At 40.9% G+C, this 25833-nt stretch carries 22 protein-coding genes and 1 pseudogene; 5 read left to right on the top strand and 18 right to left on the bottom strand.

The genetic code is table 11. The annotated features are described in order from the left end of the window. Nucleotides 1-10: 10 nt before the first annotated feature. Complete coding sequence (locus HUK49_RS01445) at nt 11-1357, bottom strand: aspartate aminotransferase family protein (RefSeq protein WP_191912385.1); 1347 nt, start codon at nt 1355-1357, stop codon at nt 11-13. Between the two features lie 220 nt (nt 1358-1577). Further along, entirely contained in the window at nt 1578-3005 is a 1428-nt protein-coding gene (locus HUK49_RS01440) for an APC family permease (RefSeq protein WP_191912384.1), read from the bottom strand. Nucleotides 3006-3760: 755 nt separating this feature from the next. Between HUK49_RS01440 and nth the strand changes: the two genes are divergently transcribed. Further along, nucleotides 3761-4402 carry an endonuclease III gene (gene nth, locus HUK49_RS01435; RefSeq protein ID WP_191912383.1) on the top strand — a complete coding sequence of 214 codons (642 nt, stop codon included), beginning with the start codon at nt 3761-3763 and terminating at the stop codon, nt 4400-4402. Between the two features lie 258 nt (nt 4403-4660). Further along, nucleotides 4661-5833 (top strand): mandelate racemase/muconate lactonizing enzyme family protein, encoded by a 1173-nt coding sequence (locus HUK49_RS01430; RefSeq protein ID WP_191912382.1) that lies wholly within the window; start codon nt 4661-4663, stop codon nt 5831-5833. Nucleotides 5834-5886: 53 nt separating this feature from the next. Here the strand turns inward: HUK49_RS01430 and HUK49_RS01425 are convergent, their stop codons facing one another. The 12 genes from HUK49_RS01425 to HUK49_RS01370 form a co-directional block, all read right to left on the bottom strand. Beyond that, on the bottom strand, nt 5887-7212 hold the full coding sequence (locus tag HUK49_RS01425; protein WP_191912381.1) for an MFS transporter: 1326 nt from the start codon (nt 7210-7212) through the stop codon (nt 5887-5889). 149 nt (nt 7213-7361) lie between these two features. Next, nucleotides 7362-8204 (bottom strand): zinc ribbon domain-containing protein, encoded by an 843-nt coding sequence (locus HUK49_RS01420; protein WP_191912380.1) that lies wholly within the window; start codon nt 8202-8204, stop codon nt 7362-7364. A gap of 78 nt (nt 8205-8282) precedes the next feature. Further along, nucleotides 8283-9149, bottom strand: coding sequence for a PPK2 family polyphosphate kinase (locus HUK49_RS01415; RefSeq protein ID WP_191912379.1), 867 nt, complete (start codon nt 9147-9149; stop codon nt 8283-8285). A 53-nt stretch (nt 9150-9202) separates the two neighbouring features. After that, nucleotides 9203-10390, bottom strand: coding sequence for an MFS transporter (locus tag HUK49_RS01410; RefSeq protein ID WP_191912378.1), 1188 nt, complete (start codon nt 10388-10390; stop codon nt 9203-9205). 147 nt (nt 10391-10537) lie between these two features. Continuing rightward, the gene (locus tag HUK49_RS01405; RefSeq protein WP_102168244.1) at nt 10538-10804 is read right to left on the bottom strand and encodes a SemiSWEET family transporter; all 267 of its coding nucleotides are present in this window, start codon (nt 10802-10804) and stop codon (nt 10538-10540) included. Nucleotides 10805-10955: 151 nt separating this feature from the next. After that, on the bottom strand, nt 10956-11975 hold the full coding sequence (locus tag HUK49_RS01400) for a zinc-dependent alcohol dehydrogenase family protein (protein WP_191912377.1): 1020 nt from the start codon (nt 11973-11975) through the stop codon (nt 10956-10958). A 71-nt stretch (nt 11976-12046) separates the two neighbouring features. Further along, nucleotides 12047-12457 carry a VOC family protein gene (locus HUK49_RS01395; RefSeq protein ID WP_191911820.1) on the bottom strand — a complete coding sequence of 137 codons (411 nt, stop codon included), beginning with the start codon at nt 12455-12457 and terminating at the stop codon, nt 12047-12049. Between the two features lie 227 nt (nt 12458-12684). After that, nucleotides 12685-13563: a fructokinase ScrK gene (scrK, locus tag HUK49_RS01390; RefSeq protein ID WP_191912376.1), complete on the bottom strand. Its 879-nt coding sequence runs from the start codon at nt 13561-13563 to the stop codon at nt 12685-12687. Nucleotides 13564-13575: 12 nt separating this feature from the next. Beyond that, a complete protein-coding gene (locus tag HUK49_RS01385) occupies nt 13576-14934 on the bottom strand; it encodes a glucose-6-phosphate isomerase (RefSeq protein WP_191912375.1) in 1359 nt (452 codons plus the stop codon). Nucleotides 14935-15156: 222 nt separating this feature from the next. Continuing rightward, nucleotides 15157-16434: an MFS transporter gene (locus HUK49_RS01380; RefSeq protein WP_191912374.1), complete on the bottom strand. Its 1278-nt coding sequence runs from the start codon at nt 16432-16434 to the stop codon at nt 15157-15159. Nucleotides 16435-16850: 416 nt separating this feature from the next. After that, nucleotides 16851-17840: a LacI family DNA-binding transcriptional regulator gene (locus HUK49_RS01375; RefSeq protein ID WP_102169523.1), complete on the bottom strand. Its 990-nt coding sequence runs from the start codon at nt 17838-17840 to the stop codon at nt 16851-16853. Between the two features lie 154 nt (nt 17841-17994). Continuing rightward, on the bottom strand, nt 17995-19386 hold the full coding sequence (locus HUK49_RS01370; protein WP_102169522.1) for an MFS transporter: 1392 nt from the start codon (nt 19384-19386) through the stop codon (nt 17995-17997). A 244-nt stretch (nt 19387-19630) separates the two neighbouring features. Here HUK49_RS01370 and HUK49_RS01365 point away from each other — a divergent pair, with 244 nt between their 5' ends. From HUK49_RS01365 to HUK49_RS01355, 3 genes are read left to right on the top strand one after another with little or no spacing between them, the layout of a single operon-like run. Further along, entirely contained in the window at nt 19631-20599 is a 969-nt protein-coding gene (locus HUK49_RS01365; RefSeq protein ID WP_191912373.1) for an efflux RND transporter periplasmic adaptor subunit, read from the top strand. Between the two features lies 1 nt (nt 20600). Further along, nucleotides 20601-21284 (top strand): ABC transporter ATP-binding protein, encoded by a 684-nt coding sequence (locus HUK49_RS01360; protein WP_191912372.1) that lies wholly within the window; start codon nt 20601-20603, stop codon nt 21282-21284. Between the two features lies 1 nt (nt 21285). Beyond that, nucleotides 21286-22521, top strand: coding sequence for an ABC transporter permease (locus HUK49_RS01355; protein ID WP_191912371.1), 1236 nt, complete (start codon nt 21286-21288; stop codon nt 22519-22521). A gap of 92 nt (nt 22522-22613) precedes the next feature. Here the strand turns inward: HUK49_RS01355 and HUK49_RS01350 are convergent, their stop codons facing one another. From HUK49_RS01350 to HUK49_RS11120, 4 genes and pseudogenes are all read right to left on the bottom strand, one after another. Then, complete coding sequence (locus HUK49_RS01350) at nt 22614-23546, bottom strand: DMT family transporter (RefSeq protein ID WP_191912370.1); 933 nt, start codon at nt 23544-23546, stop codon at nt 22614-22616. A 482-nt stretch (nt 23547-24028) separates the two neighbouring features. Continuing rightward, complete coding sequence (locus HUK49_RS01345; RefSeq protein ID WP_191912369.1) at nt 24029-24529, bottom strand: phosphatase PAP2 family protein; 501 nt, start codon at nt 24527-24529, stop codon at nt 24029-24031. Nucleotides 24530-24536: 7 nt separating this feature from the next. Beyond that, a complete protein-coding gene (locus HUK49_RS01340; protein ID WP_191912368.1) occupies nt 24537-25490 on the bottom strand; it encodes an aldo/keto reductase in 954 nt (317 codons plus the stop codon). Between the two features lie 221 nt (nt 25491-25711). Then, nucleotides 25712-25833, bottom strand: a pseudogene (locus HUK49_RS11120) (IS3 family transposase); the annotation flags it as partial.

Raw genomic sequence — 25833 nt, 5'->3', positions numbered from 1 at the left:
AATTTAGGAACTACCAACCTAATTCTTCAGCATTATCTGGAAGGCTTAACTTTCCAGCAGCCTCTTCTGCAAACGCCTGATCAAGCATTTCAAAAGCTCGGTCTAATTCTTCCTCAGTAATTACTAGCGGTGGCTGGAAGCGCAGGATATTTCCCCGAAGACTGATGATAATTGCACCAAGTTCAAATACCCGATACATAATCCGCGTTGTTGCCGCAGTATCGCCTTTCCCGGTTTGCGGATTAACAATATTAATTCCGCCATCTAGGCCGTACATTCGGACATCACCGATAAACTCATATTTCTTTTGTTCATCTTCAAAGAACTGCTTAGCCTTTTCACCTAACTTAGTTGACCGTTCAAGAAGATGTTCATCCTGAATTACATCTAAAGTAGCATTAGCGGCTGCAGTTGTTACTGGATTACCAGCAGTTGTGTAAACGTTAGCGGGAGCACCAAGAGACTCCATAATCTCTTTGCGGCCAACAACAGCACTTAATGGCATCCCAGAAGCTAACGATTTACCAACCGACATCAAATCAGGCTCAATTCCAAAATGTTGGATTGACCACCATTTCCCGGTACGCCCCATTCCTTGATTAACTTCATCAACAGCAAAGAGGATCCCGTTTTCCTTAGCAAATTGATAAATCTTTTCCATAAATTCCGGTGGTGTCTTAACAATTCCACCATCACCCTGAATTGGTTCAATCAGGATTGCGGCCACTTCATCAACTGGTAAGTAGGTTTCAAACGGCAACTTAAACATTTTGAAATAGCGATCAACAAATTGCTCTTCTGATTCATCAGGAAGTTTATCCCATGGATCGGGAAATGGTACTTTAACAACCCCAGGGAGTAATGGTCCCATCTTCCGTGCCATATTCAGCGAGACACTGGATAGGGTCATTGAACCATACGTGGACCCGTGATATGCTCCCGTGAAGGAAACGATATACTGACGACCAGTATATGCCCTGGCAAATTTAATAATCGCATCGTTGGCGTCCGAACCAGAATTACCCCAAACAACCTCAGTCGGTCCTGATATTGGAGCTAATTCCGCTAAGCGTGGTGCTAACCGCGCTGCTTGACTATTTGCAAAATAAGCTGGTGTATACTGAATAATTTGGGCTGCTTGATCCTGAATTGCTTTAACAACTTTCGGGTGACAATGCCCGGTATTTGTAGAGCTAGCACTTGCTAAGAGATCAATGTACTGATTACCATCAACATCAGTCAAAATAGCTCCCCGCCCACTGTTAATTACGATATCGTAATACTTAACTCGTGCTGCGGTGGCAAATGCTTCATTTTCTTTTGCTAAGATTTTGTGGTTATTTTCCATTGAACCCATTAGCAATCCCCCCTACTTATGCTTTTTATTGTTAATAATGATCAATGTGAATCGAAATGTGCTTGCCAGTTAGAAGTGTTCTAGGCAACACAGTCAAAACGTGCTCAGCCTAAGCTCCCTCAAGATAACGACCTCTCTCCTAGACGCTAGTCGCCTTCGTCGAGAGAAATCGTTATCATCCGGGAGCTTTTCACGGCTTCACACTCTCACGGCTCGCACTCTACTTTTTCTTATTCAAATACGAATGCTTCATTCCGTAGACAAAGTAAATAACTAAACCAAGAACGAACCAAATACCGGCGTACAGTTTAGCCTGGTAATCCAAGCCAAGGAAAACCATCAATGAAGCGATAAAGCCAAGTGCTGGTAAAACTGGATAAAGTGGCACCTTAAATGCTGGGTCATTAATATCTTTACCTTCGCGGCGACGTAATGGATAAATCCCGATTGAAACGAACATAAACGCAATCAATGTTCCGGCAGAAATCAACTGTGAAAGGAATGCAAATGGGAAGAACGCCCCAATCAGGATTCCAACAATTGTTAGAGTCCATAGTGCCCGGTTTGGTCGATTACTTTCATCTAACTTACCAAGCCACTTTGGCAGCATTCCATCACGACCAAATGAGTAAATTAACCGTGAGCCGGCCATACTCATCCCAATTAATGCGGTAAACATCCCCACAACAGCAATTGTCTGAACAACGGTTGCCACGCCACCATGGCCGGCAGCCCGAAGTGCCAACCCAACTGGTTCAGCACTATTAGCATATTTACTGTATGGAAGCATGCCGACAAGAACTAAACTAACAGCTACAAACAAGACAACAGCAATTGCAAGTGAACCAAGGATTCCTCGGGGCATTGTCTTTTGCGGGTTAACAGCTTCCGCAGAATTAGCAGCAATTGAATCAAAGCCGATGTATGACAGGAAAATCATTGAAACACCAGCATAAATTCCCTGCCAACCACCAAATGGTCCATTTGCGGTTTCATGATATTTAGGAACAAATGGAACATAGTTAGCAGCATGTAAAGCTGTCAAACCAACTACAATAAATAGCAAAACGGCGAAAACTTTAAGGACAACCAAGACATTCTCAACTCGGGCAGCCCGAGAAACCCCACGAGAAATCAAGGCCGCAACCAGAGCAATAACTACTACCGAAACCAGGTCAACAATTCCGCCATCAGTCCCAAACGCATTTGACAATGATGCCGGGAGCTTCAACCCTAACGGTGCAATTAATGCCCGAAAGTTAGCCGAAAGACCAGAACCAACAAAGGCTAGTGCGATAAAATATTCCGCAAGAAGTGCCCAACCGGCAATCCAACCAAAGAATTCACCAAAAACAACGTTAATCCACGAATACGCTGAACCGGCAAATGGCATCGCTGCAGACATTTCTGCATAAGAAAACGCAACTAATCCTGCAACCACTGCAGCAAGTAAGAATGAGATTGCAACGGCTGGTCCAGTATGCATTGCTGCCACTTCACCAGGAAGAGTGAAAATAGAGGTGGAGACAATTGTACCGACCCCAAGTGCTAAGAAGTCCCGCACCTTCAACGAACGAACCAGATGGCCGTCTTTATTGGCATAGACGCGCGGATCTTCTTTTCGGGTAATTGTTTTCCAAAAACTCATAACCATTCCTCCTTATCTATTAAATTTAGATTAGAATAATAAGAAAACATTAACTTATTCTAACAACCGATTGCACATTGGTCAATTGTTAATTAAATAAATGTTTTATTTTTATTTATTGTCCCGTTTATGAAAAAATTTTAATTATTAAAACAAAAAAGACTTTTCAGAAATGGGGAATTCTGAAAAGTCTTCAATAGAGATCAATCTAGCAGGTCTCATAGGGCATGTTTAAGCATCATTAATTCAATTAGGTCGGTTGAATGCCAATTACGACTCAGGTTAATTTAGGGGGTAAGCGTTTAGATAGTGTGTACCTAAGTCATAACATCAACCTAGCAAATTATTTGCGAAATCACAGTCATGGGGAGGCGACAATGATCTCAATTTGAGGATAAAGTATCAACCAATTAAATTAAGTTCAGTTCAAACATGATAACTGAAAAAATTATCACATACATAATGAAATCTAGTAGGACTACTAAATCGTTAAATAATTTCAGTTATAAACCAAGCAATAATATTACTTATCGCTTGTTCACCTTTAGTTATACATCATTATCGCAAAAAGGTCAAATAAAGTCCGATTCAATATTTAAATTTATTTATTATAAAAATCCCGTAATCCCGCGCCGCCGTATATATATATATATATATCTTCTAGCTCATTATCAAATGATAATTAAAAGCAGATATTTTTTGGCAGTTAATTTATTTGTTTTATAATAATGATAGAACTACAGGAGGAAAAAACAATGCTGACAAATAGTGAAATCGTAAACGCAATTCATCAAATGCGGGAAATGTTTCCAGACGCTGGAACAACGTTAAATGCTGATACAACCTTTCACTTTCTAATAGCGACAATCCTTAGCGCTCAGTCAACAGATAAATCAGTTAACATGATTACTCCAGCACTCTTTGCCCGTTTTCCAACTCCAAGATCACTAGCTAAGGCTGAGCCCGAAGACGTTGAGCCCTTTATTCAATCACTCGGGCTTTACCATAACAAAGCTAAATACCTCGTTAAAGCTGCTTGGGGAATTATGAACGATTTTAATGGTAAGGTTCCCCATACGATGAAGGAGCTAACCAGTTTAGCAGGTGTCGGTCGTAAAGTCGCTAACGTTGTCCTTGCAGAATGTTTCAATATTCCTGCCTTCCCTGTCGATACACATGTTAGTCGAGTTGCACGACGCTTAGGAATGGTTAAACCAAACGCAACCGTTTTGCAGATTGAAAAACGCCTAAAAGAGGCAGTCCCCAAAGATGAATGGCTCGATGCTCACCACGCAATGATCTTCTTTGGTCGCTACCAATGTACCGCTAAGAATCCTAAATGTACTAAGTGTCCCCTCCTCCCCATCTGTAAATATGGCCGAGATAATGTCTTTTAAGATGACTAATACTAAATAAATTGAAACTTAAAAACCGAGAATTGTGATAATTTGTCATGACTCTGGACTTCATTGCAAAAAACAACAGCCACCCGGTTGGTGAATTAATCATCAATTGGGTGGCACTTTTTTAATTTTTCTCAAGTTTTTCCTCAAAAACTTTTTAGTAGCTTAATCGTTTTTGAAAATATTCATTTACTATTAGCAATCATTTATGCTTAAGGTGATTTTAGAAATCGTTAATGGGAGATAACAATCGTGAAAATAAAGAAAATTGATTTGTTGTATAGCGATCCGGTAGAGGATGGCTGGCGACCATCTTTTTGCCGAATTTATACTGATACCGGTCTGTATGGGGATGGCGAAGTTGCTCTTTCCTACGGTGTTGTTAGTCATGCTGCATTTGCAGAAATGCATGATTTGGCACCATTGCTAATTGGGATGAATCCGTTAGAACACGAAGTAATCTGGGAAAAACTATATCGGCAGAGTTTCTTTGGGTTAAACGCCGGGCCTGTCATCTTTGGTGCTATTTCGGCTTTTGATATTGCTTTATGGGATATTAAGGGTAAATATTATCATGCCCCTTTACACGAATTATTAGGCGGTGAGCAGCAACGACGAGTACGTGCTTATGCTAGTCAGTTACAGATGGGCTGGGGAGTTGGTCGCCATCACGCTGGCCAACCGGCAGACTATGCGGCTAATACCCGGATTGCGGTAGAAAAGGGATTTGACGCTGTTAAAATTAACTTTTTGACTTTCGATGAAGAGGGCCAGCCAGTTAACCATATCGACCAGGAGAATCTCTTAACTAGTGACTACCTAAATTTGGTTCAACTACGTCTACATGCAGTTCGTCAGGTACTTGGCCCCAATGGCGATTTAATATTGGAGAACCACGCACTGACTGGTAAACTGGCAGCCATTCGTTTCGGCAAACTAGCTAAACAGTATTCACCATTATATTACGAAGAACCAGTCAAACCAGATCCTCAACTCTTAGCCACCGTGCACCACGAAACTGGTCTCCCAATCGCTTCCGGAGAACGTTTATATTCTCGCTGGGATTTCAAACGGGCATTTGATCAGGGAGCCATTCAGGTTGCCCAACCGGATATTGGAACTGCTGGTGGGGTAACGGAGGTCAAGAAAATCTGTGACTTAGCAGCAATTTCTGATATTGGTGTCCAAATCCACATTACTGGTAGTAATTTGATGACGGCAGTTTCCTTAAACTTAGAAGCAACCTTACCTAATTTTGTTATTCACGAGTATAACATTAATACAGCAATGCCAAAAATGTTAGCATTGACAAAGTATGATTATGAGCCAGAAAACGGTCAACTAACTGTACCAGATCGTCCCGGGATTGGCAACGAACTTTCTACAACGGCCTTTAAAAATAGTCATATAATTACGGTGAAATAAACCAAAGCCCCAGTATCCATCGTTTGAATACTGAGGTTTTGATCTATCTAATACTATTTAGCTTCTGCGTGACGTTTCTTTAACGAGAAAACGTGTAAGGCAGCAGAACATACTAAGCAAAGAATGGTTGCGATAATTAAGAGAACTAATCCCGTATTCCAGCCGTAATGATCGACTGCCACTCCGAGAAGGCTCGTTCCCAGCGTTGAACCAAGGACATAACTCATGAAGCCTCGAAGCCCAACAGTTGAGCCCACAGCAAATGGTGGAACAACTTCCATCGTTTGAACGGAATCAAGGAATTGTGGAATGTAAACTAAACAACCTGCCAGCGCAGCATAAACCGTTACTGCTGTCACTGATTTACTATTCCAGTAACCAAAGATACAGAAAATAATTAGAACCAGGGCAATCATTGCTGGTGGCATCCGATAGCTCTTGAAAAGCTTATCAGAAATAATCCCTGCTAGTAATGTAGATGGGATAGCGGCCCATTCAAAGAACGCAAACGCAATCATCATTTGACCATGGGTGAAGCCTTTAGCCTGAATTAAGAAGATTGGTAACCAGGTTAAAATTCCAAACCGAATCATGTAAACAAAGGTATCCATAAACGAAACTAGCCAAGCACCAGGATTATTAAAGACGTACTTAGTAAGAATTTGCCAAGAGCTTAAATCGTGGTAATCAATGTTGCTTTGTTCTTGCTTCGTTTCTTCCAGCGGTGGCAGACCTTCTTCTTCAGGTCGGCCCTTAACAAAGATCAACACAATTAGGGCCACCGCAATGGCAACTAACGCTGGGAAAACATAGATTGCAAACCGCCAGTGGCTTGCACCAACAATTCCCAACATAAATCCAGCAAGAGGTGAAATTAGTCCTCCACCAAGATTATGTGAAGTGTTCCAAATCGACGTTATAAAGCCCCGTTGCTTCTTATCAAACCAGGTTGAGAGGATAATGAATGATGGCCCAACACCCATTCCTTGGAATAAGCCTAAGAGAATTAAAATAATAGCTAGTGACCATAGGCTAAAGCCAAAGAAGGCAAGGCACATACTGAGCAGCGCACAAATAATCAACCCGGTTGCCATGAACCGCTTTGGGTTAGCTTTGTCAGACCAAGCGCTCATGACCCCTTTTCCTAGCCCATAAGCAATCAGTAAGCAACTAGATAACATCCCAATCTGTCCCTTAGAAAGATCCAATGATGCCTTTAGTTGTGGCGTTGATAACGTAAAATTATTCCGGACAATATAAAAAGCAGCATAACCAATGAAAACTCCAAATAAGGACATCCATTTATACCGCTCAAATAAACCGTGAGCCTTATCAGGTGGTACTTGCTCCTTATGCCGCGGTTTCAAAAAACTTAACATCTTAATAACAACTCCTCCAATATAAACTCTCCCCAAATAAATAAGCGCTTACATAATTAATTATACACTATCTAAATATAGAAAAAGGAAAAACGTGGTTAAGATTAGTGGGTTCTTAATCACGTTTTTATTTTGTCATATTCTATTCTTTATTCATGAGCAATTCCGACTTTTTTAGCCATTTGCTGAACATTCTTGGCTTGCTTATGACTATTTAGGTACTTAACCAGATCTTGTTGTGAAACTGTCTCAACTGGATTGTAAATATTCCCTGTATGCGGTGCATCAGGTGTCCCGAATTCGTAGATATTTACACTGCCATCCTGATTGATGGTATATGCAGAGTAGACAACTTCATTGTTGCTATCTTTACTGTTAAAGGCGACGTAAACCGTTCCATTTCCCTTAGCAGATAAGTAATTAACAATATCCGGTTCGGTTGTTTCCTTGATCAAAATACCGTTATTTGAATTATTAACAACATCTTTCCACTTTGAAACATTCTTTTGTGCAGCATATTTGGCAACTGCTGCAGCAAACTCAGTTGGCTGCATATTGCTCTTTAACTGGTCGCCATTACTCTTCTTTGTTACTTGCTTCTTTACAGCAGGCTTCTTCTTTGCAACTTCGGTACTACTCTTCTTCGTTGCCTTTGAAGATGAAGACTTAGCAGCACTTTCACTAGAACTACTTGAAGCAACACTACTATCCGCAGTCGATGATTCAGAAATGGTCTTAGTCGTTTGTTGGATGTTTTGACGAGCTTCGGTTTGTTCCTGCTGGTTATTAAAAATATAACTTCCACCAGCAATGATCGCTAATGTCGCAACGATTACCATTTCATTCTTATGGCGAATCTTACTCTTAGCTTGTTTTTGTTGGCGTTGATCATAAAACGAACTCATCTCGCCACGGCTAAAATCATACCCACAGGAAGGACAAATCCGATCTTCTGTTGGTACGTTTTTCCCACACCAAGGACATTTCTTCATTTTTATCCCCCCAATCATAAATCACTTCACTAATCACATTATAACTCTAATTTACAAAAAAATGAATTTTTTTGTAAATTACTTTTCGTTTAGTAACTCCGCTTTAGCTGCATCTAGCTTTGCTGCTTCATCAGGAGATAACTCAGGATAGGCTAATGGCAATTTTTCAATTTCTTTCGTTAAAATATCCGACACGATTAAGCGTGAATACCACTTATCATCGGTCGGAACAACATACCACGGATTTTTCTTAGTAGCAGTTGCGTTAATTGCTTTTTCATATGCTTTTTGGTATTTATCCCAGTATTGCCGTTCTCGAATATCCGCTGAAGAAAACTTCCAGTGTTTCTTTGGCAGGTTAATTCGCCGAAGGAACCGTTTCTTTTGCTCGTCCTTTGAAATGTGAAGGAAGAACTTAAAAATTACAAAGCCGTTCCGTGATAGGTATTTCTCATAATCGCGAATATCCTGATACCGCCCCTTGAAGAAATGATCATTGACATCACTTAAGGAGTCAACCTCTGGTAAATTAGCATTCAGGATAATTTCAGGATGAACACGAGAAACTAGGACGTCTTCGTAATATGACCGGTTAAAGACGCCAATTTCTCCTCGGGATGGCAGTTGTTGATTAATCCGCCAAAGATAATCATGGCGTAATTCCGCAGAAGTTGGTTGTTTAAAGTTAGCCACCTTAAAGCCAACTGGATTAACCCCAGAAAAAATATGAGCAATCATACTATCCTTTCCAGCGGCATCCATTGCTTGAAAAACAACCAAAATCCCGTACTTATGTCGTGCATACATCATTTTTTGGGCGTGGCGAAGATGACGGAGGTTTTCTTCAATTTGTCCCTTGATTTTCTCCAGTTCATCAGCACTATCCTTAACCTTTGTTGGTGCTTTTTTGATGTTGAAGTCATCGCCTGTATATTTATAGTCCATTTTTTTGGCCTCCCAATTAAGTTACCTCTATTCTAGCACTGTTCACCAGCTAATTAGTCTTGGACGTCGAGCTTCCGAAGACGAAAACCAATGATCAAGGCGATCAGCAAGAAGAGAATTACAAACCAATATGGATACTGATAGTTAACGTCTAACAACGCTCCAGTGATTAATGGACCAATAATATTTCCGATACTAGTCAACGACATGTTAATCCCATTAAGGAGTCCTTGATTTGTCTTGCTCATCTTGGTTAACAGAGTTGTAATAGCAGGACGAAGAAGATCGAAAGCCTCAAAGACAAACAACGTTGCTACAATCAGCTGCCAGTGTGAATGATCATAAATCACCAAAATTGTTCCAACAATACTCAAAAGAAAACTATATTCCATTAGACGGACCTCACCTAACCACTGTACAAGTCGTTCAAAGAAGAACACCTGAAGAACCAGTGAAATGATCCCGTTTAATGTTAGGACAAGCGCAATTGCTCCTAAATCAAAGTTATGGACTTCATTAACGTACAAGCTATAAATGCTCTCAAATCCTGCTAATCCGAATGCAGCGACAAAAATCATCCCAAAAAGGACTGCTAGCGTTGGCGTCATAATTTGCTTTATTTGCTGCCAACTACTACCGAGAAGTTCGCCCTCCGGATCCTTTGTCTCACTTTGGAACCGTTCATCCTCATCGCGAGGAAGAAAACGCCAAGCCACTAATGTACTGATCAAGCCAAGCACTCCAGCAACCCAAAACGGGAATTTATAACTAACATGAGCTAATAGGCCCCCAAGTCCTGGTCCTAAAATCAAGCCACCACTAAAGGCTGCGGATAACCAACCGATTACCTTAGCACGATCACGCTCAGTTGTAATATCAGCCGCTAATGCCATTGAAGTAGGGACAAACATCGCTGCTGAAAGACCGTCAACCGCCCGTGAGAGATCAAAGACCCACAAATGCTGAGCTAATGCAAAAACAAATTCCGCAATGGCAAAAATCAAGAGTCCCCAAACCAGCATCGGTTTTCGCCCAATCTTATCTGAAAAACGGCCAACAATCGGTGACGCGACAAATTGAACGAACGCAAATAATGATGACATCACTCCCATGTCGAAAGCAGTAAAGTGATATTCATTCTTAATAAATGGCTCTACCGGAAATACCAAACTCATCCCTAAGCAGATTAAAAATTCGCAAAATAGGACCACCGCAATGATCCGCTTTACTTCTTTTGTCATTTTCTGTTCCTTTCCATAAAAGAAAGCGGCACCCGTTTGATGGCACCACTTCAATTGATATTTTTTCTTATACTATCAAAAAACTGACAAGAAGTACAATTTCTTGCCAGTTAAATTGAATTAATATGTGGAGTTATTTGACCTATTTTACCAAGGGAAACAAGTCAAGAATGTTGCAAAACTAAAGAAGATTCCCGGAAAGTTAGCCCAGAACACTGGCCAGTCACGATCTTTCTTAAAGTATGCATAGATACTCCAAAGAGTACAGTTTACTCCCGCAACAAATGGTTGAAGCGGTGCAGCGTAATTACCATGTAAGTTGTTGTAAATCTGTGCAATGTAGGACACGTACATTAAGATAGCAATTATACTGGCAATCCGTCCGAGCCAGCTGATAAACTTTGATTCATTCATTCTCGTTCCCCTTTTCATAAAATAAATTTTCTATACCTAACCAATAAAAGCTCAAATTTGGAAAGATTTGCTTACTCACTTCAAACAGTGAAAAAGCCTTGGAAAAAATTTGAAGTAAGATGTAGAAAATATGCTTACCCGCCTAGATAACTTAGGCTTCTTCGCCAGCAACCTTTACGATCGCCTTAGAAATATTACCTAACTTACCACTTACAAAGTCTTCAACATGAGCAAAGTCCAAAACATTTGAAATTAATGGAAGTGGATCAACGTCACCTGATTGAAGCAAAGCAATTGAATCTTCGAAAGTGTAAGGGTTGATGAAGGTTCCTTGAATTGTCAGTTGCTTTTGGTAAACCTTGTAAGTATTTACCTTAAACTCTGAATCAGGGTTACCAACACCAAACATTAATACTTGACCACCACGACGAGCAGCTTCAACTGCTTGTTCTTGAGTCTTTGGCAGACCAACGGCTTCAACAACAATGTCGTATGAGTCTTCCTTGACTTCTTCTGGGTGCGTCATGTTGTTAATGGTCTTAAAGCCGAAATGCTTCCGGTTATTTTCAAGCTTTTCGTCAACGGTTCCGGCAAGAGTAACTTCACGAATTCCGCGAGCCTTTAAAATTTGAGCAATCAATTGCCCTTCAAACCCGTCACCAATAATTAATGCATTTTGGTATGGGTGAGTGGTCAAAAGGTCAACCGCGTGCATTGCGCATGAAATTGGTTCAATTACGGCTGCAGCTTCAAGTGAAACATTGTCAGGAACATGGTAGACAACTTCTTCAGGAGCGGTGAAGTACTCTTCAAAGCCACCATCCCGAGTAACACCAACAGCATCCAAGTGTTCACAAAGTTCTGGACGAGATGTCCGACAGTAGTAGCACTTGTGGCAGTAAATGTTTGGATCAACGCTGACCCGATCGCCAACCTTGAAATCCTCAACTTCACTCCCAACAGCTGCAACGACACCGGAATTTTCGTGTCCCAGTACAATTGGCGGAACAGCATCTGCTGAACCAGGAAGGCCATTGTACAATGCCTTATCAGTTCCGCAAATACCAGCCCAGGCAGTGTGTACTAAAACTTCATTGGGCTTAACTTCTAGCTTCTTGTAGTTGTCATCAATTTCTAACTTCTTCTTACCAGTCATTACTAAAGCTTTCATCAGATATTCCTCCTACACTAACAAAGTGCTTTAGGGTCGATCTGGACTAAAGGTTAATGCCTCTAGCGGGATTAATCCTTAACAACTTCACAAAATTCAATAGTTTCATCGTTTGGACCAACAATGTTGAAGAACTTGATTCCATGTTTCCAGAAGTCAAGGTGTTGTACTTCGTCTTCCTTAACATCGAATCCTTCTTCTTTAGCGGCCTTAAATGCATTATCTGCATCTTCAACGTTCAATGAGATATGGTTAATTGCACCAGTCTTGTGAACAGCACCATCACTGTCCCAGATCTCTAACATTAAGTGGCCAGCCTTCATAAATACCACTTGGTGACCTTGATCATCAGTATCGAATTGACCTTGCTTCTTGAAGCCTAACTTTTCCCAGAAGGCAATTGTCTTCTTCAAATCATCAGTTGGGATTCCAACGTGCGCCAAGTCGTCATAATAACCTGCCAAACTCTTGTTAAATGCCATAAGTCTCACCTCCTTTAAGTGTGTTTTAATATCTAATTTATTAAGACGAGAACGTTCTAGGCAACTGAGTTGAATGCGCTCGCTGTGACCTAGCAATTCTACTGCAGCATTGTCGAAACGTGCTTCGCCCGAGTTCCCGGAAAGCTAGCAACCTCTCTCCTAGGCGCAAATCGCCTTCGTCGAGAGAAATTGCTAGCTTTCCGGGAACTCTTTGGGGCGAAGGCACTCTAATTTGTTGCCGCCTTTAATGCTAAGGCAAAGTCGCCGATGGTTGCGGAGCCGTTGTGTTGGGCTAATGGCATGGTGATGTATTCATCAAGATCGCCGACCTCAACGTAATCATTAAGGAGCTTCTTAAATTCCCGGCGGACCTTCTTTAAGAATTCTTCGCTAACGACACCGCCACCAAAGACAATTTGTCCTGGACGGAACATCAGTGTTGCATCGACAGCAGCCTGGGCAACATAGTAAGCCATGATATCCCAAACGTGGTCAGTCAACGGAACATCTTTCCCTTTCTTGCCTAACCGCGCTTCAAAGGTTGGTCCACTAACTAATCCCTCAAGACAATCACCATGGAATGGACAAATTCCCTTAAAGTCAAGGTCATCAGGGTGCCGCTTCAATCGGATATGTCCCATTTCTGGGTGACCTAGCTCACCAACAAACTTACCGTCAATTACTGCACCAGCACCAACACCGGTCCCAATAGTGTAGTAAACCAGTGAATTGATCCGCTTGTTAAATAACGTTGAAAGAACATATTCACCATATGCGGAACCGTTAACGTCTGTCGTCCAAGCAATTGGAACGTTAAAGTGCTTCTTGAATGGCCCCACAAAATCAGTGTCTTGCCAACCTGGCTTTGGCGTATTGGTAATGTAACCATACTTTGGTGAACTCTTACGAATCTCGATTGGTCCAAACGATGCAATCGCAATTGCGCTTAAATCATTCTTGTATTGGTCAAACCATTCAATACACTTTTGAATCGTTTCTTCAGGAGTCGTTGTTGGGATATGAATTGAATCTTGAACTTGGTAGTTAATATTACCAACAGCACAAACGAACTTTGTCCCTCCTGCCTCAATACTTCCTAGTAGCATCGCAATTCCTCCTTACTTATTCTCGTCCATTTCGGCCCGCAGCTTCTTGCCGATCTCTTCGTAACCTGGCTTGCCTAACAGGCCAAACATGTTAACCTTGTATGCTTCCACGCCTGGTTGGTTGAATGGGTTGATCCCATTAAGGTAGCCGGAGATTCCCATGGCCACTTCAAAGAAGTAGATTAGGTAACCAAGGGTGTATTCGTCTTCCTTTGGAATGTGAACGGTCATTACCGGTACACCACCAGCGGTATGGGCAGCGACAACCGCTTCGTATGCCTTGGTATTGGCAAAGTCCATGGTCTTGCCTTCCAAGTAACCTAAGCCATCGAGGTTATCCGGTTCGCTTGGGATTTCCATATCATGGTTTGGCTGGTCTAATTTAACAACGGTTTCCATCAAGAACCGGCGACCTTCTTGGATGTATTGACCAAGGGAGTGAAGGTCAGTGGTGAAGTTAGCACTGGATGGGTAAATACCCTTGTGATCCTTTCCTTCAGATTCACCGGCTAATTGCTTCCACCATTCGGCAAACATCGTCATGTTTGGTTCGTAGTTTTCCAGCAATTCGGTTTCAAAGCCCTTCCGGTAAAGAATGTTCCGGTAAGCAGCGTATTGGTAAGCTTCGTTGTTTTCTAACTTTGGATCCGTGTAGTCCTTTTCCGCTTGGGCAGCCCCGGCCATTAACTGGTCAATGTCACCGCCAGAAACGGCAATTGGTAAGAGACCAACTGGGGAAAGAACAGAGTAACGACCACCGATCCCGTCTTGGATGACAAAGCTTTCATAGCCGTGGGCATCGGCTTCGGTCTTTAAAGCCCCCTTAGCTTTATCGGTGGTAGCGTAGATCCGCTTGTTAGCTTCATCTTCGCCATACTTCTTAATCAAGAGGTTCTTGAAGATCCGGAAAGCAATTGATGGTTCAGTGGTGGTTCCGGACTTGGAAACGACGTTGACGGAGAAGTCCTTGTCGCCAATTAATTCGATTAAGTCATGAACATAGGTTGAACTTAAGGAATTGCCAGCAAAGAGTACTAATGGATACTTCCGGTCTGCAGCTTTTTGGGCTTGGTAGAAGGTATTGTGCAAGAAGTCAACTGCCATCCGGGCTCCAAGGTAAGAACCACCAATCCCGATGACCACTAAGATGTCTGAATCTGATTGAATCTTCTTGGCAGCGGCTTTAATCCGCGCAAACTCTTCCTTATCATAGTCAGTTGGCAAGTGGAGCCAGTCACGGAAGTCCGCCCCGGCACCAGTACCGTTGCGTAATTCGTCATCCACCGCATTTACCATTGCTTGCATTTCACCTAATTCGTTATCGTTAACGAACTTCTTTAAGCCTGTTTGATCAAATGAAATATGAGCCATGATTCAAGTCCCCTTTTTTACTAATTAGCTTACTTCGTTCATTTGGAAGTGCTTAACTATTCAACGACTATTATGTTAGCGCTTTCTATTTTATATGTCAATCGGTTGACAGAAATTTTTCAATTTTATTTTTAGGTTAAATTATCGGCCTAATTTAAAACAAAAAACGTGATCCAACAACTATTAAAAGTTATTCGACCACAGTACTTTTATTTAAATCTGTTACTTGGTATATACGTGAACCGTTGCAGGTTGCTTCTTTTCAACAGTATTATCCATCCGTTTAAGTTCGTATAGGTGCTTCCCCATAAAGAGCAAGCCAGCAATAATCAGCATCATTACTCCATAAATCCGAAATGGTGCCGCTAAGCCTAACCCACTTAGCGGTTGGCTTAATAAGTGGTTAAACCAAGCATCGGCTGTTGGTGAGAAGAAAGCCCCAAAGTTAAACCCAATTAGTACAAATGATGTAACCTTGGTTTGTAGCCTCATCGGTGCCATAAATGGCAGAATATTGAAGATCAACGGTGTAAGAACTTGCATTGGGAAGCCAACCAAAAGGATCCCGGCAGCGATAATTGGAAAACTGTTTCCACCGAAGCCAAACAGGAAGTTAGCAATTGCCAGAAGAATTAAGCCAATGTAAATCGTCCCTACATAGCCGAAATGCTTCTGCAAAATTCCATAACATGCACCGCCAAGGGTCGCGCCAATTAGCATTAATGAAAGATAGGTTCCAGTGCCCGTGAAAGTCTTACCATTAATTGCAACGGCTAATCCAGGAAAACGATCTTCCATTCCGATAAAGTCCATCTTGATTAATAGAACAAATGCCAAAATTGCTATTACTAACGGACTAATCTTAGTTACTGGTTCATTAGTAATTGGTGAAATGGTTTCTGTTACTTGTTGGTTATCACTAGTCGTCGTGTTACTGTGAGCATCATTTGGTACCCGCCATGCAAAGAATGCCATTACCGCAAAAGCCAATCCGTAAACCAGGAATGCTGCGTGCCAACCAGCATAAATCAGCAACAAGCTTGAAATTGTTAACGTGCAAGCATTCCCGATTTGTTCAAATGCCGACCGCCAGCCCTGCATACTTGTTCGTTCGTGACCTTGATACCAAACAGAAATCAATGAAATTGCTTGGGAATTATAAAGACCATATCCAGCACCAAGGAAGAGCCGTGAAATCAAAATTACCATGTAGTTGCTAACAAATGAAGGAATCAATCCAGCAATCCCAACAATTGTAATTCCAGCCATAATAATATGTTTATCAGAAATATTAAACCAATCCTGAAGCAATGGTGAAAGAACCACGAAGAACATTACCGCAAAGGATGGTGCTGTGACTAGGTATTCAACTTGTGGCTGACTAACATTCAGTGCTGACTTGATCTGCGGCAAGGCACTTTGAATTGCGTAGGCGCTCGTAACCATAAATGATGCGGACAAGAACGCAAGTTTAGTTGCCAGTGACTGACTTTGTTTCATAAAAACAACCTCCAAACTTGCTAATACAAAGTAACGAATTTTATTTCATCTAATTTCATTCAACATCTTTATGGTAACCGGTAAACATAAGTTAGTAAAGCGCTTACATTTAGTGATTGATTTCACTCTTTCCCGCTTAAAACCAGTAGTTAACGGTATCTTCGCTCCAAAATATAGTAAGCGCTTACATTAGACCGTTTGCTAATTTACTAATTCTTTTACTTGTTAACTGCTTATGTGCAACCGGTTAACAGGATCTTTTTAAAAAAAACCAATTATTAATAGAAAATAACGAAATTAATGACAAAATAGCTATTTTTCTACCAGATTATTCAGCAATTAACAGGTAGCTTTATAACACTATAACTGAAAAAGCAAGAAGCTGAAAAATTTTTTTCTAGCTTCTTACTTTTCACTTATGCTGTTGTACTGTTAATCATCTTTACCGGAAGAGTAACTGACTTAACGTTTGTCTTGCCTTCAATCAATTGAAGAAGCAACTCAACTGCCTTAGTTGCCATTTCAGGAATTGGCTGTTGGATTGTAGTCAATTCTGGTGATAAAGTTCGGGTAATATTTGCTCCATCATAACCAACAACCTTGAGATCATCAGGAACATGACGATTAAATTCTTTCCCCACCCGAATAATTAAGCTTGCGTTAGTATCATTATCGGCAAAAATTCCGTCAACCTCAGGATGTTCTCGGAACATTTTACGAAAAACCCGTTCCTTCTCCTCATCAGATACATCAAATGAAACACTGTAGGTAATCGGTTTTCGGTGATGCTTATTCATCAGATCTTCATAAGCCTGCTGACGTAATTCATTAGGCGATACTAAATTAATCGGGTAATTAGTATGAATGATGTGCTTACAGCCATCGTTCAGTAAGCGTTGAACTGCGAGGAGTCCTCCCTGGTAATTGTCAGAAGAAACAACCGGAATCTGTTTCCCAACAAATCGTTCAATTGAGACAATTGGCCTGGTTGTCTTCTGGTATTCAGAAATCCCCTGATTATGGGACCCCACAATCAAGCCATCAACCTGATGATTCAATAGCAGTTTTAAATAATCCTGTTCTTTAGCAGGATTATTCTGACTATTCCCCATCAGAACTCGATAGCCTAATTGATCAAACCGTTTTTCCAATTCTGCTTCAAGTTCAGCAAAAAACGGGTTGTCTACCGTCGGAAAAACTAAGGCAACCAGGTTGGTCTTTTGTTTAAATAACTGTCGAGCAATTACGTTTGGTCGATAGTTTAGCTTATCCATTGCATCGTGGACCTTTTTAATCGTCTTGTCGCTTAAGTATCCCCGATTATTTAAGACCCGCGAAACGGTTGTTTTTGAAACACCTGCTAATTCCGCCACGTCATCTAACTTGATTGTCTTTTTTTCTACCATAATTACTCCTCTTACTTGTCACTAGCTATTATAGCATAAGAAAAAACGGGGAATAGATCCTTCTCAAGGCCTGAGCAGGCTATATTGCTAAAAATAAAAACACCAAACCTTCAGCTTTCGAGAAGACCCGGTGTTTATCAAAATTTATTATTAATTAGTTTTGAGCATTTTCCCCATTATTTTCTTTAGCATGATCGGCCGCATTAACTTTAGCTTCCATCCGAAGAATATGGCGTTCCTTGAAGACAAGGTAAACAAGAAGCAAGAAGGCAGCTCCAGCAGCAACATAAATCGTAACTGATGATGCGCCCCAGCCAAAACGGTTAACTAATTGACCAATTAAAGCGGTGGCGGCAGTTTCACCAAAAACATACTGGAAGAAGCCCATGAATCCGGTCGACAACCCAACCGCGTAATTTGGTACAGCTTCATTAACCATTAAACCAACTAGTGAAAGTGGTGCATAAATCAAGCTCCCCATAATAAAGAGAACCGCAACGATAACTGCATGACTCGTACTAGTGAAGTAAGTGATCAAACAGATGATTAAGCAGATTACGCAAATTAAACAAACTAGTGACCGCCGACCCTTCAAGAGGTCAGAAACACCACCAAGAATAATAACTCCTGGAACAGCTGACAATTCAAAAATTCCGACTAGCCACTTAGCCCAATCAACACTGAAGCCCTTTGTTGGCAAGTAACTCGGGATCCAACTCATGATCCCATAACGTACAATGTAAATTGACATGGAAGTTAACGTAACCGCCCAAACAACCTTATTGCACAAAATATCTTGGTAAAGGATTTGCCAGAAAGTCTTGTTAGACAGTTCTTGAGCAGTTGAATTACCATTTTCATCCAGTTCAACGTGACCAGAATAAACGGCCATGTTCGGCAAACCAGCTACTTCTGGACGCTCCGAATTAATCAATAACATAATAGTAGCAATAATTGCAGAAACTACAGAAGCGGTTAAGAAGACAGCTGGTAATGAACCAGAGAAGAGGAACGTTGCTATTTGAATACAAGCAACACAGGCAAAGGCTCCGGCATTGTGCGCTGAGGCCCAGACAGCAAAGACAACTCCCCGGTGCTTTTTAGCAAACCATAACGAAATTTCCCGCTGACAAGCAGGTGCTCCCATTGCTTGGGTAATGGAAATAAGAAGCATTAGGAATAAGATCAGATAAAAGTTCTTAGTAAATGCTAAGAAAGCATTGAAAATACAAGAAAGATAAAGACCAAACGCAAGGAAGACCCGCGTATTTGACTTATCCGCTAAACCTCCCATGAACAGCTTAGCAACACCATAACCAATCCCAAACGTTGAAAGAATCAACCCAATTTGACCAATGTTAAAGCCGTATTCTTTCATTACCGGCTTCTGTTCGGTCGTAAAGATCAACCGAATAATGTAGTAAGCCAGGTAAGTAAAACAGGTTGCTAAGATAACCCCCGTCTGCTTGCGCCGATAAACACTAGGTATTTTATCTTTTGGTACAAGATTGGTTGCATCCGGAGACGGTTTCAAAAACTTAAACAAATGAAACACTCCCTTATAAAAAAAAGTAAAATAGGTAAACAACTAAGTGAAATTTAATCACAGTTAACATTGTAAGCGTTTTTCATGAAAATTTAAACAAAAATTTTGAGATTTTACTTTTATTTATGTTTTAGCTGGCTAAATTCTTCTTAATCGTAATTATAAATTGTTCTTGCAATTTAAATTTCCACCCTATACACTTAGTTACATAACTAATTAACCTAAAATTGGGAGGAATTCTTAAATGACCGCGAAACGAACCAGCCAAAAGCAATCACGATGGCGAAAATTGCTAGCAACCAAACGGCGTCGACTGGCAATGATTATTAGTGTTTTCGTAATCCTAATTCTTCTTATTATCGGTATTCAACACTCAACCGCTAAAAAGAATCAGTCGCAAGCTACATTTTCTACGATGAGGGTTACTTCTCAACCAAGTTTTAACCTTACCGGGAAAATCGAGCCAGTAGAAACACAAGTGCTAGCTTTACCTTCTGGGAAGCTTCAAAGTCTCGCCGTTAAAAATGGCGATCACGTGGTTCAAGGACAAGCAATCCTAACGATGCATAATGATGATTTACAAAATCAAGTTGCGAATTTACAAAATCAACTAGACCAGTCACAAAGCACTTCTTCAGCTGATCAGACTAATGGTCCCTCAATGCAGCAACAATTAAAGAATATTTCGGGAAAAGTTAATCAAACTCTTGTGGCTCCATATTCCGGATATGTATCCATCGACCAATCTAAAGAAGATGCCCCAGTAGTAACCCTCTATTCAGATAATCTTCAATTTGTCGGCCAGGTTTCTGAATACGACTACGATAAATTACACCAAAGCACGGATTTAAAGGTTAAAGCACTAGCAACAAACCACATAGCTAACACCCAGGTTAATTACCTAGCCACAATCCCAACAAAGGGTACCGGCAACAACACTCGCTATAAAGTGACCGCAAGCGTTAATGCCAATCAATTCATGGCCGGTCAAACCGCTAAAGCATCAATTAAACAGGATGGCGTCTTGATTCCTAAAAAGGCTGTTTGCAACGGAAAAGTATTCATTGTTGATGCCAACGGACGAGTACGGAAAACTAAAATTAGTGGTCACGCCGTTAATAGCTCCTATGTTGTTACGAATGGGATTGATGAAGGCGATAAAATCGTGATTAATCCTAGTAGCAAATTGAAGAACAATACAAAGGTTGATTAAAATGATCACTCTGAAGAATATTAATAAGTATTATCATCAAGGCAGCCACCGTTTCCATGTTCTGCATGACATTAATATTGAAATCGACCAAGGCGAGTTAGTCGCTATTATTGGTGAATCCGGGTCGGGTAAATCAACCCTCATTAACATTATCGGTTTCTTAGATGATGATTTTGAGGGGACCTACTTTTACCAGGATCATCCCATCCATGATTACACACGGAAACAATTTTCAAGTTTACGAAACCAGAATGTTGGCTTTGTTTTCCAAAATTTTAAGTTATTGCGGGAGTCAACGGTAGCGGATAATGTTGCCTTGCCATTACTATATGCAGGAAAATCCCGTAAAGAAATTAATGGCCGAGTTTCTGAAGTACTTAGGCAAGTAGGTCTAGCAAGCTATGAGGAACAATTACCGAAAAACATGTCTGGCGGTCAACAACAACGAGTCTCGATCGCCCGGGCAATTTCAACGCATCCCAAATTCTTGATCGCCGACGAGCCGACTGGTGCCCTTGATAGTGAAACAAGTCAAGAAATTATGAACTTATTTAAATCCCTCAATCAACAAGAGGGCACAACCATCATTATGGTTACTCACGATCCCCACGTTGCTGAACAATGTGAGCGAGTAATAAAAATCATTGATGGTCGGGTAATCAGTGATAGTAAGGAGGGAGAATAGCGTGCAGGTCATTGAATTATTTAAAACGGCAATCCAATCACTAAAAGCAAATAAGAAGCGAAGTTTTCTGACAATTATCGGGATTATGATTGGAATTGCGGCTGTGATTGCAATCCTGGGAATTGGGGATGGAATTACCCAGACGATGTACGATAAATTCGGTAACAACGCTAAGCAAGGACAGCAAACGACTGAAATTGCCTTTAATCCTGACAACATCACTTCCAATACCTATGGCTTTACCCAAGATGAAGTCGACAACATTAAAACTCAATTTGGTGGCGAGATTAACAATATCAAGATTGAGCGCGAAACCGATAACCTCTCAACACAAGCTCAGATTGGTGATACCACTAAAAATACTAGCGTCAGTCTTTTGAAGAAGCCGAGTCACCAAATTCACCTGATTGCCGGAAAAAATTTCACGAAAAATAATTTAGCGGTAGGTCAAGCAAGTGCTTTAATGAGCGATAAAGTTGCGAAAAAGCAATATGGTACAGCCCAAAATGCTCTGGGAACAACAGTGACAGTTAATGATGTCACCTATAATATAATCGGAGTATATAAAGCGCAGGGGCAATATACAAGCGATGGCAATCAAAACCCATATGGTGCCGATCTCTTAGTACCAGATTCACTATATTATCATGGTGAAGGAGCTACTCAGGGAAACACTCTAAAGCTGACTTTTAGCCAGGGCGTCAATGCTAGTAACATTTCACGCAAGGTTGCTAAGTATTTAACGAAAAACGGCCCGGCAAGGAATCAAGGAACTTATGAATATATTGATATGGAAAAAGCCTTGAAGCAATTTTCTTCACAAATGAGGATTATTACTACCTTCATTAGCTTTATCGCTGCTATTTCACTGTTTATCGCTGGAATCGGGGTAATGAACATGATGTATATTTCGGTTTCGGAACGAACTCAGGAAATTGGGATTCGTTTAGCAGTTGGTGCAACACCGTTTAATATTATGATGCAATTCTTAGTTGAAGCGGTAATTTTAACGGTGACGGGAGGATTACTAGGTTTCCTTGGTGGCGCAGGATTAGCGCATTTATTGGCACCTTTGCTATCAAACGCAATTGGCGGTCAGGGAATCCATATTCATGCCCACATTTCGCTGAATGCTTTCTTCCTCGCATTCGGGACATCAGCAGCAGTTGGATTAATTTTTGGTATTCTTCCAGCTCGCCAAGCTGCTAATAAGAACCTCATTGACATCCTAAGATAATAATAAAATTGGACCTCGACATTCGCTATGTGGTTCCACCGACTAAAGAGGAACACATCAATACCGAATGCGCAGGTCCATTTTCTGACTATTTAGTTTTTTGGCTTATGGTGATTAGTAAAAAATAAAATTCTCTGATAGTAGTTTGATGGGATTGATTGAAGCACAGTAGTTAACAAGATTAATACCGATCCAATAATTGCCGCTCCCGTTAATTTCGTCCCGAGTAGTGTTACTGCCAAGAATGTTGCAACGAGTGGCTCAAAAGCACTAAGAATTCCCGTAACTGCTGGACTAATATAGCGCATGCTCTGCAAGAACATTGTGTAAGAAAACATTGTGCCAAAAACAACAATATAGGCAACCAAGATCCACCCCAGCAGATTCAACGATGGCACCCGCTGAATGATGATTTCTGGTAATATTCCGAGCCCACTTAAAAGCATTGCAAGTCCGCAAACCGCTAACGCATCGAAATTTGTAAGTAATGGCCGTGGTAATAAGGTATATAGTGCAGCGGCCACAGCACACCAAAGCCCCCAGAAAATTGCGGCTGGCGTTAACGCTAACGTTCCAAGATGACCCCCAGTAACTAACAAGAAGGTCCCAATTAGCGCAATGATGATTGAGATGCAATCAATTCGCCGTGGCCACTGTCGCTGAGCAATGGCTAGCCAAATAATAATAATTACTGGTTGGAGATATTGAATTACAGTCGCTGTTGGTGCGTTACTATATTTTACTGCCAAAAAATACGTCAATTGTGAGTTAAGCATCCCCAAAAGAGCAAAACTAATTAACGAAACTAAATGGCGGCGATGACTGACTATTCGGCGGACTTGTTGGGGCATCTTAAGTAAACTAACCATCGTTAAGACAATTCCCGCCAAAAGCAACCGCACTGCCACCAACCATGGAGTGGTGATGCTCGTTTGTTCAAATAAGTATTGCGCCGCAGCTCCCGATCCGCCCCATAACGAAGCGCCACCGGCTGCCAAGAGGATTCCTTTCATTTGTTTTGACATTTTCTCACCCGCCCATCTAGTTATCAATAATTAAATTTAACATTTATTCTTTTGCGGCGATAGCATTTCCAATCTTAAATTAAAAAACTTAAGCTGATCACGCTAAATTAGAGGGTTGTCATGTAAGCGCTAACAAATACTAAGAATTTGTTAATAAACTCCCCTGATTTTTAAGAAATTCGCTTAGCAAAAGCTTATCTAATTATTATCATCACGGGCTTCAAAACATGTTAATATACTTTGTGGAGGGGTTGTTGAATCCCGTTAGAAGAAAAACAATTATGTTAAAAGGAGTTGTTCAATATGATGTCTATTATGAGTAATGTTATCGCTGCTGTAAGTTTTGTAGGGCTGATTATTGCGACAAGCGCCCACATAATGAATAACCGGGCATAAAGCAATTATTTATAACGTTTCATTATTAAGAAAATGAGGTAACGAATCACGAGTTGATTCATTGCCTCATTTTTTGCTATTAAAATTTAAATTACTAGTACAATGCCGCACGCCAAGCCACAGAAGAACCCAGCAATAACGTCCCGAGGATAATGAATTCCGCCAATTACACGGACTATGGCTAGAATCACCGCAAGCGTCAATAAGATTAACCCGAACACTCGCGAAACACTCATCATACTCATTGCAATCACAGTTGCCGAAAATACATGACGACTAGGTAAAGAATCGCCACCGCCCTTTCGCGGAATCAGTGGTTTAATCGGCCATTCCTCATATGGTCGTGGGTAATTAAGGCGGTTCCGAATTAACGATAAAAGGACAAACCCAACTCCCGGAATAAACACTAACGGAAGAAGCTCATTAATACCACCTGCAAAAAGGGCAACCCAAAGCAATAATAGAATATATGAAACGTACATTCCCACCACAATTGCTCTATTTAACCAGCGAAGACCATGAATTAGCCAGGGATGTTGAATAAGTGGTCCAGTAATTCGTCGATAAAAAGTTTGGTAGTTTTTCATAAGTCTTTTATGGCAAAGTATTCCCCGCAGCATGGTATAAGTCATACCACTCTTGGTTAGTCAGTGTAATATCGCTTCCTGCTACACTATCTTGAATATGTTGCGGATTCATTGTTCCAATTAGGACCTGCATATTGGCTGGGTGTTTCAAAATCCAAGCCACCGCAATCGCATTCTTGCTAACACCATACTTATCAGCCAGCTTAGCTAATTCAGCATTTAATTTTGGAAATTGCTCATTGTTAATAAATGTTCCCGCAAAAGTCCCGTACTGAAATGGCGACCATGTCTGAATAGTCATTTTTTTCAATCGTAAGTAATCAAGAAGACCGCCATCATGGTTAACTGACCCATCATCTGTCATATTTGTGTGCAGACCAAAATCAATCATCCCCGTGTGCTTCAAGCCAAATTGAAGTTGATCGATCAATAGCCGTTGATCTGTTACTGATTGTAGTAGTTCTATTTGTTGAGGATTAAAATTAGAAACACCAAAATGACGAACCTTACCTGCAGTTTGAAGTTCATCAAACGCCTCAGCAACCTCACTAGGGTCCATTAACGGGTCTGGACGGTGAATTAGTAAGGAATCTAAGTAATCAACCTTCATCCGGCTGAGAATACCATCGACGGCCTTAAGGATATGAGACTTGGATGAATCGTATCGCGTGATTTGATTATCCGCGTTTGCAAACAACCCCACTTTAGACTGAATAAAGAAGTTTTCCCGGGTTAATCCACTCTGTGCCAGAGCCTCGCCAAAATGGATTTCTGATGAACCTCTTCCTAACTCCGGGTCATTACCATAAATATCTGCCGAATCGATAAAGTTAATTCCAACTTCATGAGCAGCTTGTAAAGCATTGACTACTTTAGAAACCGCCAAGTTTCCCATTCGCATCGTTCCTAATGCAATATTCGATACTTGCCAGTTTGTGTTCCCGATTTTTACCGTTTTCACCTTAACCACCCTTTATTTGCGATTTCTTCTATTTTAATCCAACTAGTTTCCGTTGACTAGTGCTAATATTCCAGCAATGAAAACGCTTTATAATCAATTTAACAATTATATGAGGATTGTCTAATAATCATTTGCTTATTAAATCAATTATGATAAACTAAAAAGTAGGTAGCGATAACTGGTACTGTGCCCTGTCAAGTTTACACATTAAATAATAAAAACTAGTTGGCCTTGCCAAAGCGGTATTCCGCTGCGGTAAGGTCATTTCTCTTCGCTGAGATAAATTTTTCAGTGAAATAGGTAATTCCTTCTCTAACTTGTTCTTCTAGTTCTAATAATGTTT

It is taken from the genome of Limosilactobacillus portuensis, from assembly GCF_014838735.1.
In the GTDB taxonomy this organism is placed as follows: Bacteria; Bacillota; Bacilli; order Lactobacillales; family Lactobacillaceae; genus Limosilactobacillus; species Limosilactobacillus portuensis.
Note: the sequence above shows the minus strand (reverse complement) of the source record. Positions and strands in the feature narration are given on the sequence as shown.

What these genes read in the sequence shown, in the direction of transcription:
- HUK49_RS01445 (WP_191912385.1), bottom strand. Translation starts at nt 1,357, where the DNA reads ATGGGTTCAATGGAAAATAACCACAAAATCTTAGCAAAAGAAAATGAA.
- HUK49_RS01440 (WP_191912384.1), bottom strand. Translation starts at nt 3,005, where the DNA reads ATGAGTTTTTGGAAAACAATTACCCGAAAAGAAGATCCGCGCGTCTAT.
- nth (WP_191912383.1), top strand. Translation starts at nt 3,761, where the DNA reads ATGCTGACAAATAGTGAAATCGTAAACGCAATTCATCAAATGCGGGAA.
- HUK49_RS01425 (WP_191912381.1), bottom strand. Translation starts at nt 7,212, where the DNA reads ATGTTAAGTTTTTTGAAACCGCGGCATAAGGAGCAAGTACCACCTGAT.
- HUK49_RS01420 (WP_191912380.1), bottom strand. Translation starts at nt 8,204, where the DNA reads ATGAAGAAATGTCCTTGGTGTGGGAAAAACGTACCAACAGAAGATCGG.
- HUK49_RS01415 (WP_191912379.1), bottom strand. Translation starts at nt 9,149, where the DNA reads ATGGACTATAAATATACAGGCGATGACTTCAACATCAAAAAAGCACCA.
- HUK49_RS01410 (WP_191912378.1), bottom strand. Translation starts at nt 10,390, where the DNA reads ATGACAAAAGAAGTAAAGCGGATCATTGCGGTGGTCCTATTTTGCGAA.
- HUK49_RS01405 (WP_102168244.1), bottom strand. Translation starts at nt 10,804, where the DNA reads ATGAATGAATCAAAGTTTATCAGCTGGCTCGGACGGATTGCCAGTATA.
- HUK49_RS01400 (WP_191912377.1), bottom strand. Translation starts at nt 11,975, where the DNA reads ATGAAAGCTTTAGTAATGACTGGTAAGAAGAAGTTAGAAATTGATGAC.
- HUK49_RS01395 (WP_191911820.1), bottom strand. Translation starts at nt 12,457, where the DNA reads ATGGCATTTAACAAGAGTTTGGCAGGTTATTATGACGACTTGGCGCAC.
- scrK (WP_191912376.1), bottom strand. Translation starts at nt 13,563, where the DNA reads ATGCTACTAGGAAGTATTGAGGCAGGAGGGACAAAGTTCGTTTGTGCT.
- HUK49_RS01385 (WP_191912375.1), bottom strand. Translation starts at nt 14,934, where the DNA reads ATGGCTCATATTTCATTTGATCAAACAGGCTTAAAGAAGTTCGTTAAC.
- HUK49_RS01380 (WP_191912374.1), bottom strand. Translation starts at nt 16,434, where the DNA reads ATGAAACAAAGTCAGTCACTGGCAACTAAACTTGCGTTCTTGTCCGCA.
- HUK49_RS01375 (WP_102169523.1), bottom strand. Translation starts at nt 17,840, where the DNA reads ATGGTAGAAAAAAAGACAATCAAGTTAGATGACGTGGCGGAATTAGCA.
- HUK49_RS01365 (WP_191912373.1), top strand. Translation starts at nt 19,631, where the DNA reads ATGACCGCGAAACGAACCAGCCAAAAGCAATCACGATGGCGAAAATTG.
- HUK49_RS01360 (WP_191912372.1), top strand. Translation starts at nt 20,601, where the DNA reads ATGATCACTCTGAAGAATATTAATAAGTATTATCATCAAGGCAGCCAC.
- HUK49_RS01350 (WP_191912370.1), bottom strand. Translation starts at nt 23,546, where the DNA reads ATGTCAAAACAAATGAAAGGAATCCTCTTGGCAGCCGGTGGCGCTTCG.
- HUK49_RS01345 (WP_191912369.1), bottom strand. Translation starts at nt 24,529, where the DNA reads ATGAAAAACTACCAAACTTTTTATCGACGAATTACTGGACCACTTATT.